This window comes from Paraburkholderia phenazinium (genome assembly GCF_900141745.1).
Lineage (GTDB): Bacteria > Pseudomonadota > Gammaproteobacteria > Burkholderiales > Burkholderiaceae > Paraburkholderia > Paraburkholderia phenazinium_B.
Map to the genome: position 1 here is coordinate 1,839,507 of NZ_FSRM01000002.1, position 12,629 is coordinate 1,852,135.

General features: G+C 61.8%; 13 protein-coding genes. 10 read left to right on the forward strand and 3 right to left on the reverse strand.

Annotation, left to right across the window (positions count from 1 at the left end; all coding sequences use genetic code 11):
* Position 1: 1 nt before the first annotated feature.
* Both pcaD and pcaC read left to right on the forward strand, forming a co-directional pair.
* Entirely contained in the window at positions 2-793 is a 792-nt protein-coding gene (gene pcaD, locus BUS06_RS28155) for a 3-oxoadipate enol-lactonase (RefSeq protein WP_074267654.1), read from the forward strand.
* Positions 790-1,179: a 4-carboxymuconolactone decarboxylase gene (pcaC, locus tag BUS06_RS28160; RefSeq protein ID WP_074267655.1), complete on the forward strand. Its 390-nt coding sequence runs from the start codon at positions 790-792 to the stop codon at positions 1,177-1,179. The genes pcaD and pcaC overlap by 4 nt, the downstream gene beginning before the upstream one ends.
* A gap of 19 nt (positions 1,180-1,198) precedes the next feature.
* On the opposite strand, the gene BUS06_RS28165 is transcribed toward pcaC, so the two are convergent.
* The 3 genes from BUS06_RS28165 to fdxA form a co-directional block, all read right to left on the reverse strand.
* Positions 1,199-1,903: a TetR family transcriptional regulator gene (locus BUS06_RS28165; RefSeq protein ID WP_074267656.1), complete on the reverse strand. Its 705-nt coding sequence runs from the start codon at positions 1,901-1,903 to the stop codon at positions 1,199-1,201.
* Positions 1,904-2,037: 134 nt separating this feature from the next.
* Entirely contained in the window at positions 2,038-3,138 is a 1,101-nt protein-coding gene (locus tag BUS06_RS28170) for an NAD(P)/FAD-dependent oxidoreductase (protein WP_074267657.1), read from the reverse strand.
* Between the two features lie 141 nt (positions 3,139-3,279).
* The gene (gene fdxA / locus BUS06_RS28175) at positions 3,280-3,603 is read right to left on the reverse strand and encodes a ferredoxin FdxA (RefSeq protein ID WP_074267658.1); all 324 of its coding nucleotides are present in this window, start codon (positions 3,601-3,603) and stop codon (positions 3,280-3,282) included.
* A gap of 266 nt (positions 3,604-3,869) precedes the next feature.
* Here fdxA and BUS06_RS28180 point away from each other — a divergent pair, with 266 nt between their 5' ends.
* From BUS06_RS28180 to BUS06_RS28215, 8 genes are all read left to right on the forward strand, one after another.
* Positions 3,870-5,489: a 6-hydroxynicotinate reductase gene (locus tag BUS06_RS28180; protein WP_074267659.1), complete on the forward strand. Its 1,620-nt coding sequence runs from the start codon at positions 3,870-3,872 to the stop codon at positions 5,487-5,489.
* Positions 5,490-5,494: 5 nt separating this feature from the next.
* A complete protein-coding gene (locus tag BUS06_RS28185; protein ID WP_074269331.1) occupies positions 5,495-6,475 on the forward strand; it encodes a UPF0280 family protein in 981 nt (326 codons plus the stop codon).
* The gene (locus BUS06_RS28190; RefSeq protein ID WP_074267660.1) at positions 6,451-7,041 is read left to right on the forward strand and encodes an amino acid synthesis family protein; all 591 of its coding nucleotides are present in this window, start codon (positions 6,451-6,453) and stop codon (positions 7,039-7,041) included. Before BUS06_RS28185 ends, BUS06_RS28190 begins: the two co-directional genes overlap by 25 nt.
* A gap of 104 nt (positions 7,042-7,145) precedes the next feature.
* Positions 7,146-7,730, forward strand: coding sequence for an amino acid synthesis family protein (locus BUS06_RS28195; protein WP_074267661.1), 585 nt, complete (start codon positions 7,146-7,148; stop codon positions 7,728-7,730).
* A gap of 84 nt (positions 7,731-7,814) precedes the next feature.
* Positions 7,815-9,800 carry an ABC transporter permease gene (locus BUS06_RS28200; protein WP_074267662.1) on the forward strand — a complete coding sequence of 662 codons (1,986 nt, stop codon included), beginning with the start codon at positions 7,815-7,817 and terminating at the stop codon, positions 9,798-9,800.
* Positions 9,797-10,609, forward strand: coding sequence for an ABC transporter ATP-binding protein (locus BUS06_RS28205; protein WP_074267663.1), 813 nt, complete (start codon positions 9,797-9,799; stop codon positions 10,607-10,609). The genes BUS06_RS28200 and BUS06_RS28205 overlap by 4 nt, the downstream gene beginning before the upstream one ends.
* Entirely contained in the window at positions 10,606-11,319 is a 714-nt protein-coding gene (locus BUS06_RS28210; protein ID WP_074267664.1) for an ABC transporter ATP-binding protein, read from the forward strand. Before BUS06_RS28205 ends, BUS06_RS28210 begins: the two co-directional genes overlap by 4 nt.
* A gap of 80 nt (positions 11,320-11,399) precedes the next feature.
* Positions 11,400-12,599: an amidohydrolase family protein gene (locus BUS06_RS28215; RefSeq protein ID WP_074267665.1), complete on the forward strand. Its 1,200-nt coding sequence runs from the start codon at positions 11,400-11,402 to the stop codon at positions 12,597-12,599.
* The last annotated feature ends 30 nt before the right edge of the window (positions 12,600-12,629 follow it).

Sequence of the window (12,629 nt, forward strand, 5' to 3'; positions counted from 1 at the left end):
AATGCCCTACGCCGCAGTCAACGGCATCGAGCTTCATTATCGGATCGACGGCGACCGTCATGGTCACGCGCCGTGGATCGTGCTGTCGAATTCGCTTGGCAGCGATATGTCGATGTGGGCGCCGCAAGTCGCCGCGCTATCGAAGACGTTTCGCGTGTTGCGCTACGACACGCGCGGCCACGGTCATTCGGAAGCGCCGAAGGGGCCGTACACGATCGAACAGTTGACGGGCGACGTGATTGGCCTGATGGATACGCTGAAGATCGCCAAGGCGAATTTTTGCGGCCTCTCGATGGGCGGACTGACCGGCGTCGGCCTCGCGGCCCGTCACGCGAACCGCTTCGAACGCGTCGTGCTGTGCAATACGGCAGCGCGCATCGGTTCGCCGGAAGTCTGGGTGCCGCGTGCCGAACGGGCACGCAAGGAAGGGATGCTGGCGCTTTCCGAAGCGGTTTTGCCGCGCTGGTTCACCGCCGAGTTCATCGCACGCGAACCGCTGATCTTCTCCGTAATCCGCGATGTTTTCGTCCACACGGACAAGGAAGGCTACGCCAGCAATTGCGAAGCGATCGATGCCACCGACCTGCGTCCCGAAGCGCCTGGTATCAAGCTGCCGGTGCTGGTGATTTCCGGTACGCATGATCTGGCCGCGACGCCCGCGCAAGGCAAGGAGCTCGCAGCGTCGATTCCTGGCGCGCGCTATGTCGAACTCGACTCCTCGCATATCTCCAACATCGAGCAAGCTGACGCCTTCACGAAGACCATCCTCGACTTCCTCACGGAGCAGCAATGAACGACGACGAACGTTACGAAGCCGGAATGAACGTGCGCCGAGCCGTGCTGGGCGACGCGCACGTAGAGCGGTCTTTGGCCAACCGCACCGAACTCACCGAGGAATTCCAGAACTTCATCACGCGTTATGCATGGGGCGAGATCTGGACGCGCGAAGGTTTGCCGCGTCATACCCGCAGCCTCGTGACGATCGCGCTGATGGTTTCGCTCAATCGCAGCGAAGAACTCGCTCTGCATCTGCGCGCCGCGAAGAACAACGGCGTGACCCGCGACGAGATCAAGGAAGTGCTGCTGCAGACCGCAATCTATTGCGGCGTGCCCGCGGCTAATTCGGCGTTTCATCTGGCCGACAAGCTGTTCCGCGAGGAAGACGGGGCAAAGGCTTAAGCGCCAGCCCTGGTCAGCCCTATACCGAAGCTTTTTCGCTCTCTGTGCCGGCCACCTCGGCCGGCACTTCTACCAACACCGCTCGCAGTACCGTCTCCTTGATGACCTCGCGCCAATGCGCGAGTGCTGCCTTGTCCATCAGCGACTCGCCCAGAAACGCGCCAAGCGTGTACTGATTGGCGTTATAAAAATACCCTAACGACGCGATCATGATGTACACATCGCGCGCTGCGATGCTGCTACGAAACACACCCTTGTCCTTGCCCGCATCCAGCACTTTCTGGACCACAGAAATCGCGTAGCCGGAAATCTCACGCAGCTTGGACGATTTCTTCGAGTGCTTACCCTGATGCAGATTTTCGCTGGACAGCAGCGTGACGAACTCGGGGTGATCGAGGTAGTACTGCCAGACAAATTCGACCATCTGTTGCAGGCCATGCACGGGATTGTCCAGATCCAGGTCGAGCCGGCTTTCGGCTTCATTGAACTGCGAGTAGATCGTCTCGAGCACTTCGACGAATAGTTGCTCCTTGCTGCCGAAGTAGTAGTAAATCATCCGGTCGTGCGAGCGCGCTGCTTTTGAAATGCTTTCGACCCGGCCGCTTGCATAGCCTTGCTTCGCGAATACCTTGATGGCTGCTTTCAGGATCTTTGCGCGCGTATCCTGGGCCTGCTTCGCGCGGATGCCGGTAGCGCCCGTCTTGCGGGCGGCAGTTGGACTCATGGGCGGCCTCGGTTCTCTCTGGTGATGGTTCTGATGCATCTACTCACAAAACTAGGCACAAAACTGCGGGCCAGCGGTTTCCGCCGCCGGCCGTTGTCATCATACCGCCCGGATGCAAACGGGCAAGCACGTCATTAATCGAACACCGGCGACTCCACACCCAGCACCTTGTGCAGTTTAGTGCTGGTTGTTGTGTACTGCATATGAATCTTCTTGTCCGGGAAAATATAGGGCGCAGCACCGAATGCTGCCAGCGCGGCTTCATGGAATCCCGAGAGAATCAGCTTCTTTTTGCCGGGGTAGGTGTTGATATCTCCAACCGCAAAGATGCCCGGCACATTGGTTTCGAACTTCTCAGTATCGACGCCTACCTGTTTGCGTTCAATATCCAGTCCCCACTGGGCGATCGGCCCAAGCTGCGGGGAGAGTCCGAAGAACACCAGCAGATGATCGAGTTCGAGCGTGCGCGTGACGCCGTCACCGCCCGTCACCTTGATGCGATGAAGCGCTTCATGATTGTCTTCGAAACCGCTTACCTGGCCGACCAGACATTGCATGCGAAGATCGTCGCAGAGCGCGCGCATTTTTGCTACTGATGCAGGCGCCGCACGGAAGTCATCGCGCCGGTGCACGAGGATCACGCTTTGCGCGACGTCCACGAGATTGAGTGCCCAGTCCAGCGCGGAATCGCCACCGCCGCAGATCACAATGTCCTTGTCGCGGAACAGTTCGGGATCGCGCACGCGGTAAAACAGTTGCCGCCCGTGGTATTTGTCGATGCCCGCGACTTTCAGCGTGCGCGGCTGGAACGAGCCCACCCCCGCTGCAATAAAGATGGTTTTAGTCACGAACTCGGTGCCTTTGCTGGTGCGCACGAAGAAGCGCCGGTCTTCCAGACGCTCGACGATCTGCACTTCCTGCCCGAGGTGAAACGTTGCGCCGAACGGTTCGATCTGCTTCAACAGATTATCGGCGAGCTCCTGACCGGTGCAGATCGGCACCGCAGGAATGTCGTAAATCGGTTTATCCGGGTACAGCTCGACGCACTGGCCGCCTACTACCGGCAGCGAATCGATGACATGCGCCTTGATTTCAAGCAGCCCCAGTTCGAACACCTGGAAGAGGCCGACCGGCCCTGCACCGACGATCAATGCGTCGGTTTCGATGGGCGATGGCGGTTCGGCATGGGTGTCCTGCGTATTGTGAGAGGCGGGGTGGTCAACAACTTCGTTCATGGGTTTCTCCTGCGATCGGTTGAGGGAAAAACAACGGGGGAACGAGGAGCCGGATACGCACGCCGGGGAGGCTGCGGTGCGGCGAAATCAGGATGCTGAACGGCGGTGGCGCGGAACGCATGGGACCCGGCATGGCACACCTCAGCGCTCGAGCAGATGCAATTTGTCCGTGACGTCTTTCCATACATCGGCGTCGGGCAACGGGTCTTCACGCTTGCTTAGCACCGGGAACACGCCGGTCAACTCGGCGTTCAGCGCGGTGAACGTCTGCTGTGCTGCAGGCAGGTCTTCTTCGGCGTAAATTGCATTGACGGGACACTCGGCTACGCAGACCGCGCAGTCGATGCATTCGTCCGGATCGATCACCAGCATGTTCGGTCCGGCGTGGAAGCAGTCCACCGGGCAGACGTCTACGCAGTCGGTATAACGGCAGCGGATGCAGGCTTCTGTCACGACATGTGTCACGGCGAAACTCCTTCTGCATAGGGCCGCGGCGCAGACAATGGCGCGCCGCAACATGACCAACGACCAGGGAAAAGACGTTGCGCAGTCTATTTTGATCGAGTAGATTTCTATCAAGTTTGATGTAGTGCATACTACACGAACGGTTAGTGACCGCAACATTTTTCAAAATGCATGCCGGTGCGGGTCACACGAATATGCCTTGAAACAAGGGCTATTTCGTCAACCGGGCAGGGCCGATTGTAATGTCGTCGTATGGGAACCCCAACATGACCGAACATACGAAGGTCGATTTCGGTGCAGACCGTGTGGATGGCGAAACCGCTTCCACGCCCGGTCCCACCGTGCTCGAAAAAGCGGCGCCCCGCAGCGAGCGGATGGCGGGCAACAAGATCGAATGCAATGCGTGTCCCGTGCTGTGCCAGATCTCCGAAGGCCGCACCGGAGCTTGCGACCGCTATGCAAATGCGGACGGGCGGTTGATCCGCGTTGATCCGGTGGTGTTCATGGCGCCGTCGCTTGCGTCCGGCAAGCCCACGGACGAAGCAGCGGTGATCGAATTTGGTGCATCTGCCGGCGTGAACGGAGCTTCGCCGGCGGTACTCCAGGCTCAGGACCAGGCGCTGTTTGTAACTGGCGTAGGCGCGTCGTCTACCTATCCTGACTACAAGCCGGCGCCCTTCATCGTTTCTTCAAAGCTCGACGACGTGGACATGGTGACGGTCGTCACCGAGGGCATCTTCAGCTACTGCAGTTTCAAGGTAAAAATCGATACCGACCGCTTTCTCGGCCCTGAGCAATCGAATGTGCGTTGCCAGGGCGAGATCGTCGGCCACGTGACCACGGCCGAATACGGTTCGCAGATGCTGAGCCTCGGCGGCGTCCACCATCTGACCGGCGGCAGCAAGAAAGAGGGCCGCGTGACCTGCGAGATGATGCTCGAACTCGGCAACAAGCAGCCGGTGGAGCTGACCATCGACGGCGGCGCGAGTCTCGTGATTCGCGCCGGCGCGGCGCCGATCGTGGATGGCGTCGAAGAGCAGCGCATGCGTGTGGGTTGCGGCTCGGCCACCATCGGCATATTTGCCAAGCAGTGGTTCGGACATGTCGACGAAGTGGTGGTGGTCGACGATCACATTACCGGCGTGCTGACCGAGCATCAAGCGGGACGATGCCTCGGCATGACGCGTTCAGGTCTGAAGATTCGCGGCCGCAAATCGACACCGGGCCGTTATTTCCAGGTGGCGAACCCCGGCACGGGATGGGGCGGCACGGACATCTCGGACCCGCTTGCCATCGTTGAGGGCTTTGATGCCGCTGTAGCGCGGCCCGGTATGCGTTTGTTGATGGTGTCCACCACGGGCGAACATGCGCAGTGGTACGAACTGGATGCGAATCTGGCGCCGCGAGTGATGGAGATGCCCGAAGCGGTTCGTCGGACCGTGGAGCGGATTGGTGAAAACTGCGAGCCATCGCTGGCTACGGTGCTTTTCCTGGGCGGCGCGGGCGGCAGCCTGCGCGCCGGCGCTACTGAGAATCCCGTCCTGCTGACCCGTGCGATCAAACAGCGTCTGGTGAACGTGACCTGCGGCGGGGCGCCTGCGTACGTATGGCCTGGTGGTGGTATCACCGTCATGGTAGACGTGACGCGCATGCCGGACCGTTCGTTCGGTACGGTGCCCACACCCGCTATCGTGGCGCCGATCGAATTCACCATGAGCTATGACGTTTACCGCGATCTCGGCGGCCACCTCGATGCCGTTCGTTCGCTGGAAAGCGTGCTCGCTCACGGACCAGATCATGTGGAAGGAGCGCCGCTCGGGCGCCGTACCCTCGTGCGTCACCCTGACAACCCTTGGCCGCTCGGCACACCACCGATGCTCGGATGACGTCCATGACCGCAACCCGCGCGCCCCTCGACGCCACACGCTGGCACCTGCATCACGGCCCGATCGATCTGATCATCGGCGCCGATGGTGACGCCGCGGCGGTGCAGGCTGCGCATGAAGCGTGCTGGGCGCGCTTCACGACGATCCTCGACGAACTGGTGGCCGAGTTGCCGAAGTTACGCCAGCCCGTGCCGCAGGATGCGTCGAGCGCGCCATGCGAAGGCGCGGTCGCACGCCGCATGTGGGACGCCTGTTATCCGCACCGGGCCCGCTACATCACGCCGATGGCTGCAGTCGCGGGCAGCGTGGCCGATGAACTGATCGCGGCATTCGCGCGGCCCGGCGTATCGCGGGCGTTCATCAACAACGGTGGCGATATTGCGTTGTATCTTGGCGAGGGCCAACATTACCGGATCGGCGTGTTCACCGATCTGGCTGAATTTGAAGGCGCGAGCCTGGCCAATGGTCCCGATGCCGGCTTGAATGAAGGCCTCAAGCTCGACGCCAACCTGACGCTCGACGCTGCGTCGCCGGTGCGCGGTATTGCAACGAGCGGCTGGCGTGGCCGCAGTTTCAGCCTCGGCATCGCGGATAGCGTGACCGTGCTGGCTCGCAGCGCAGCCGCCGCTGACGCCGCTGCAACGATGATCGCCAACGCGGTCGATCTGAAGCACGCGGATATCGTGCGCCAGCCGGCTTCGTCGCTGAAAGACGATAGCGACCTCGGCGACTTGCTGGTCACCGTCGACGTGCCGCCGTTGCCGCAACCGCTGGTCGATTTCGCGCTCGCCTGCGGTGCGCAGGAAGCGAGACGTCTGCACGAGCAAGGTTTGATCGAAGGCGCCGCGCTGTTTTTGCAGCGGCGTGTGAGTGTCGTCGGCATGACGAGTTTGCATGCGCCGCTGACCGCTGGCAGCGGCTTGCGCGTGACCCATAACACCCAATATCCAACGGAGGCTCCGTGTTCGAAATCCGCCGCGTGCTGACGCACGTCGAAGACATTTTTCACGAGTTCGGACCGCCGCCTGCGCAACCATTGCGCAAGGGCGCGATTGCCGCGGTGATGACGAATCCGTTTGCGGGCCGCTACGAGCCGAAGATCGAGCACGCCATGGAAGCGCTCAAGCCGATCGGCATCGACCTGGCCCAGCGTCTGCTTGCCGCGATGGCCGTCCCGCATGCGGCAATCGAGAGCTACGGCAAGGGAGCAATCGTCGGCGCGGCGGGTGAACTGGAACACGGTGCGCTATGGCACGTGCCGGGCGGCTACGCCATGCGTGAACTGCTGGAGAAGAACGGCGTGCCGACCAACGCGATCGTGCCGTCGACCAAGAAGGTCGGTGCACCCTCCACGGCGCTCGATGTACCGATGACTCATGTGAACGCGAGCTACGTGCGCAGTCATTTCGATGCGATCGAAGTCTGCGTGCCCGGAGCGCCGGCAGCGGACGAAGTGGTCTACATCCTCGTCATGAGCACGGGGCAGCGCGTGCATGCGCGGGTAGGCGGTCTCGCGAAAGAGGCGATTGTCGGCAAGGACGGCCTGCGCTAGGCGACCGCGACGTAGCGTAGTGGCAGACACGTAGACACGGTCAACGCAGGGTCAAGGCAAACCGGGCTCACGCAAACCCGGCGAACCCATACACGGAGAGCGAAATGGCAATCAAGCTTCGCAAGCTGGTAGTTCAGGTAGATGAAACACGCATTGAAATGGGCCAGACGATCGATCCGCCGACGCGTCGCGCGGTGGCCATCGCCGTGATCGAAAACCCCTACGCGGGCCGTTTCGAACCTAAACTCGATGCACTGATCGAGGCGGGTGAAGAACTCGGCGCGCTGCTCGGCAAGAAGTGCGTCGAAGCGCTGGGCATCGAACCAGGCGAGGCGCAAAGTTACGGTAAGGCGGCGATTGTCGGAGAGGCGGGCGAGTTGGAGCACGCTGCGGCGATCCTGCATCCAAAGCTTGGTGCGCCGCTGCGCGTTGCAGTGGAGAAGGGGGCGGCACTGGTGCCGTCGGCGAAGAAAATGGGCACGCTGGGTACTGCCATCGACGTACCGCTTGGCCATAAAGACGCCGCCTTCGTGCGCAGCCATTTCGACGCCATCGAAGCACGCGTTGCCGATGCGCCGCGCGCCAACGAAATCGTCGTGGCGGTTGCGGTGACGGCCTCGGGCCGGCCGCTGCCGCGCATCGGTGGATTGCAGGCGAGCGAAATCAAGGGCGAAGACGGTTTGCGTTGAATAGTTTCGCTGGTACTGTGCTGCCCGTGAGGTGCGTATGAGCGTGCCGCGCATGGGATGGATGGCAAGCCGCTAAGGATTACGATGCTTTCGAATCTGCTGGTACAACTGGTCAACGGACTCGCCGATGCGTCGACGCTGTTTCTCGTCGCCGCGGGCCTGTCGCTGATCTTCGGCGTGACGCGCATCGTCAACTTCGCGCACGGCTCGTTCTATATGTTCGGCATTTATGTCGCGTATACCTTTGCGAGCCGCTTCGGCCACACCGTAGGCGGCTACTGGTTTTCGGTGCTGGCGGCAGCGCTGGTTGTTGCGGTGCTGGGTGCGCTGGTCGAAATGATCGTACTGCGGCGCATCTACCAGGCGCCGGAGCTGTTCCATTTGCTGGCGACCTTCGCGCTGGTGCTGATCTTCCGTGACGCCGCGTTATGGCTGTGGGGTCCGGAAGATCTGTTCGGGCCACGTTCGCCGCATCTGGGAGGTGCCATCAATCTGCTCGGCCACCCACTGCCTACCTACGATATCGCGTTGATCATCATCGGCCCGCTCGTATTGCTGTTGCTCTGGTATGCGCTTACGCGCACGCGCTGGGGCACGCTGGTGCGCGCGGCGACACAGGATCGTGAAATGCTCGGCGCGCTGGGTATCAATCAGGCCTGGCTGTTTACCGGGGTGTTCTTCGTTGGCGCATTTTTAGCAGGCCTCGGCGGCGCGTTGCAAGGGCCGCGCATGTCGGCGAATCTGTCGCTTGACCTCGAGACGATCGGCAATGCATTTGTGGTCGTGGTGGTGGGCGGTATGGGATCCATTCCCGGTGCGTTCGTCGCTGCCTTGCTGATTGCGGAGATCAAGGCGCTGTGTATTGGCATCGGACACGTGTCGATTGGCGGGATCGACTTTTCGCTAAGCCGCTTCACACTGGTTGCGGAATTCGTCGTGATGGCCGTCGTGCTCGTTGTGCGGCCTTGGGGTCTGTTTGGCCGCGCAACTGCCGCGGTGCGCGGCATGGCTGCGCCGGAAGCGCCGCTGCGGCCCGCGGGCAAACGTCTGAAGCGGCTGGCGGTAGCGGTGCTTGCCGTGCTGGTGCTCGCGCCGCTTGCGGCCAAGGCGTTCCCGTATATGCCCATCCTGCTGGTCGAGATCATGATTGCGGTGTTGTTTGCCACTAGCCTGCACTTCATCATGGGACCGGGAGGCATGCACTCGTTCGGGCACGCTGCGTATTTTGGCCTCGGCGCTTATGGGGCTGCATTGTTCCTCAAGGTGCTCAACTTGCCGATGGAAGCAGCGCTCCTGCTTGGGCCATTGCTCGCTCTCGCCGGAGCGCTGGTGTTCGGCTGGTTCTGCGTGCGACTGTCTGGCGTGTACCTCGCCATGCTGACGCTGGCGTTTGCGCAGATCGTGTGGTCAGTCGTGTTTCAGTGGGACGATGTGACGGGTGGCAGCAACGGCGTGCTCGGATTGTGGCCGTCGAACTGGTTGTCCTCGCCGGTTGCGTATTACTACCTGACGCTAGTGTGCGTCGTGATCTGCGTCTGGTTGCTGCGGCGCATGCTGTTCTCACCGCTTGGCTATGCCATGCGAGCTTCGCGCGATTCCGGCTTGCGCGCCGAGGCAATCGGCATTGACGTCAAGCGGGTGCAATGGGCGTCGTTTGTGATTGCATCGGTGTTTTGTGGTCTCGCGGGCTCCCTGTACGCGTTTTCGAAGGGCACGATTTCGCCTGAAGTGATTAGCGTGAGCCGTTCCGTCGACGGACTCGTCATGGTGCTGCTAGGCGGTCTGCAGACCCTCGCCGGGCCGATCGTCGGTGCGGCGGTGTTTACCTGGCTGCAGGATACGGTGGCGCGGCAGACCGACTACTGGCAAGCACTCCTTGGCTTTGCCATCCTGCTGCTGGTGATCGCTTTCCCGCAAGGCATCGTAGGTTTCGTCCGTGAACGCTTCGGCGACGACGATACTGGTACGAAGAATGGTCACGCAGGTGGATCGGCCGACGCGGAGCGGGCTGCCGCCGGGCCAGCATCAACCCCGCCATCGCAGGCCACTGCGATGAAGGAGGGTCTATGAGCCTCCTGCGCGTCTCGGGCTTGTCTAAATCATTCGGTGGCCTTAAAGCGGTCGACGATGTCTCCTTCGATCTCGAAGCCGGTCAACTGCTCGCGCTGCTCGGCCCGAATGGCGCTGGAAAATCGACGTGCTTCAATATGGTCAACGGGCAACTGCGGCCGTCGTCGGGTTCGATCCGCCTCGACGATCACGAACTCGTCGGCATGCGGCCACGCGATATCTGGCGACTCGGCGTGGGCCGCACGTTCCAGATTGCCGCAACCTTCAACTCGATGACCGTGCTCGAAAACGTGCAGATGGCATTGGTGTCTCGCGAACGCAAACTGTTTGGCCTGTGGAAGGCCGCCGGATCGTGGTATGCGGATGAAGCATTCGGCCTGCTCGAGCAGGTAGGCATGGCCGCCGACGCGCATCGCGCCTGCGGTGTGCTGGCCTATGGCGACGTCAAACGCGTCGAACTTGCTATCGCCATGGCGAACCGCCCGAAGCTTCTCCTGATGGACGAGCCGACCGCCGGCATGGCGCCCAAGGAGCGCAACGATCTGATGGCGCTGACCAAGCGCCTGGTCACGGAGCACAAGATCGGCGTGCTGTTCACCGAACACAGCATGGACGTCGTGTTTGCCTACGCTGACCGCATGATCGTGCTCGCGCGCGGCAAGCTGATTGCCGAAGGCAGCGCAGAGACGATCCGCAACGACGCTCGCGTGCAGGAAGTCTATTTCGGCACTGGCAAGACCTTCCAGGCGCATGCGGCGCTGGACGACCATCACGACGACCAAAGCGGTCGCCAAGGGGCCTTGCAATGAGCGAGCCGATGCTGAAAGTCTCCGGCCTCAACGCGTTCTACGGTCGCGCACACATCCTGTTCGACGTTGGCCTCGAAGTCGGGCGCGGCGAGGTAGTGGCGCTGATGGGTCGCAACGGTGCGGGGAAATCGACCACGATGAAGGCGGTGATGGGGCTGTTGCCGCGTCGCCAGGGCGAAGTGCGTTTCCGCGGCACGGACATTGGATCGCTACCGCCGTATCGGATTTCCCGCATGGGAATGGGCTTCGTACCCGAGGACCGTCGCGTGTTCTCCGATCTCACGGTGCTGGAAAACCTCGACACAGGTCGGCAACCGCCGCGCGAAGGCGCGCCGCGGTGGACCCCGGAAAAGCTGTTTCGCCTGTTCCCCAATCTCGGCGAGATGCCAAGACGTCCCGGCGGGCAGATGAGCGGCGGCGAGCAGCAGATGCTGACCGTCTCGCGCACGCTGATGGGCAATCCGTATCTGGTGCTGCTCGACGAACCGTCGGAGGGCGTGGCGCCCGTGATCGTCGAACAGATGGCGAACATGATTCTCGAACTCAAGCGCGAAGGGCTGTCGATTCTGTTGTCCGAACAGAACCTGCACTTCGCCGAGCTGGTCAGCGACCGCGCGTATGTCCTTGAAAAAGGGCAGATCCGCTTTAGCGGCACGATCGGCGAACTCGCGAAGAACGAAACAGTCAGGCGCGCTTACTTGAGCGTCTGATTCCTGCGACGCGGTCATACGCCTCGCGCAATGCGCGCGTGTGGGCCGCCTCGGGTAGTCGTTGCGAAAGGGAGAAGCAGATGGCAGCAGAGACGTTGACAGGATTGTCGGGGAAGGTTGTCGTAACGAACATCGGCCTGCTGTTATCGGGCGATATCGATCAGCCGATTCTCGATGCCGACACGCTGGTGATCGACGATGGCGTGATCGTCGCGGTTGGCAAGGAGAAAGACTGCGACCTCGAAGGCGCGCGCACGAAGGTCGATTGCAAAGGCACGGCGGTGGCGCCTGGCCTGATCGATTCGCACGTGCACCCCGTCTTCGGCGACTGGACGCCGCGCCAGAACCAGATGGGCTGGATCGAGTCGAACCTGAACGGCGGCGTGACGACCATGATCTCCGCCGGCGAAGTGCACTTGCCAGGGCGTCCTAAGGATATCATCGGCGTGAAGGCGCTGGCGATTACGGCGCAGCGCTCGTTCGAAGGCATGCGCGGCGCGGGCGTCGGCGGAGGCGTCAAGGTATTGGCCGGCGCGCCGGTGATCGAAAAGGGCATGGTCGAGGAAGACTTCAAGGAACTGTCGGAAGCGGGCGTAAAGCTGCTCGGCGAAGTCGGTCTCGGCAGTGTCAAGGCCGGCGAGGAAGCGGGCCAGATGGTCGCCTGGGCGCGCAAGTACGGGATTCAAAGCACGATTCACACGGGCGGCCCGTCGATCCCCGGCTCGGGTCTGATCGACAAGGACGTGGTGCTCGCGGCTGACGCCGACGTTATCGGTCACATCAATGGCGGCCACACGTCCTTGTCTTATCGTCACGTCTGCGACCTGTGCGAGCAATCCACACGCGCACTGGAAATCGTCCACAACGGCAATGAACGCATTGCATTGCTGACCGCGCGTCATGCGATCGAACTCAAATGTCCGCACCGCATCATTCTCGGCACCGATAGCCCGGCCGGCTCCGGCGTGCAACCGCTTGGCATTCTGCGGATGATCGCGCTGATCTCAAGCCTCGCCGACGTGCCGGCGGAAATCGCATTCTGCTTTGCAACCGGCAACACGGCGCGGCAGCGCAATCTGCGGCAAGGGCTGATCGAAGTGGGCCGCCCCGCGGATCTCGTGTTCATGGACCGCGCGCAGCATACGGCCGGCAGCACGTTGCTCGAGAGCGTACAGCTTGGCGACATTCCGGGCGTTGGCATGGTGATGATCGACGGCCTGATCCGTTGCCGGCGTAGCCGTAATACGCCGCCGGCGACCGAAGTGCCGGTGGTTGTCTGAACGCGCGTCGCGACCTGCCGGCGTGGTGGC

Coding starts and splice junctions, on each gene's coding strand:
- pcaD (WP_074267654.1), top strand. CDS start 2: ATGCCCTACGCCGCAGTCAACGGCATCGAGCTTCATTATCGGATCGAC.
- pcaC (WP_074267655.1), top strand. CDS start 790: ATGAACGACGACGAACGTTACGAAGCCGGAATGAACGTGCGCCGAGCC.
- BUS06_RS28165 (WP_074267656.1), bottom strand. CDS start 1,903: ATGAGTCCAACTGCCGCCCGCAAGACGGGCGCTACCGGCATCCGCGCG.
- BUS06_RS28170 (WP_074267657.1), bottom strand. CDS start 3,138: ATGAACGAAGTTGTTGACCACCCCGCCTCTCACAATACGCAGGACACC.
- BUS06_RS28180 (WP_074267659.1), top strand. CDS start 3,870: ATGACCGAACATACGAAGGTCGATTTCGGTGCAGACCGTGTGGATGGC.
- BUS06_RS28185 (WP_074269331.1), top strand. CDS start 5,495: ATGACCGCAACCCGCGCGCCCCTCGACGCCACACGCTGGCACCTGCAT.
- BUS06_RS28195 (WP_074267661.1), top strand. CDS start 7,146: ATGGCAATCAAGCTTCGCAAGCTGGTAGTTCAGGTAGATGAAACACGC.
- BUS06_RS28200 (WP_074267662.1), top strand. CDS start 7,815: ATGCTTTCGAATCTGCTGGTACAACTGGTCAACGGACTCGCCGATGCG.
- BUS06_RS28205 (WP_074267663.1), top strand. CDS start 9,797: ATGAGCCTCCTGCGCGTCTCGGGCTTGTCTAAATCATTCGGTGGCCTT.
- BUS06_RS28210 (WP_074267664.1), top strand. CDS start 10,606: ATGAGCGAGCCGATGCTGAAAGTCTCCGGCCTCAACGCGTTCTACGGT.
- BUS06_RS28215 (WP_074267665.1), top strand. CDS start 11,400: ATGGCAGCAGAGACGTTGACAGGATTGTCGGGGAAGGTTGTCGTAACG.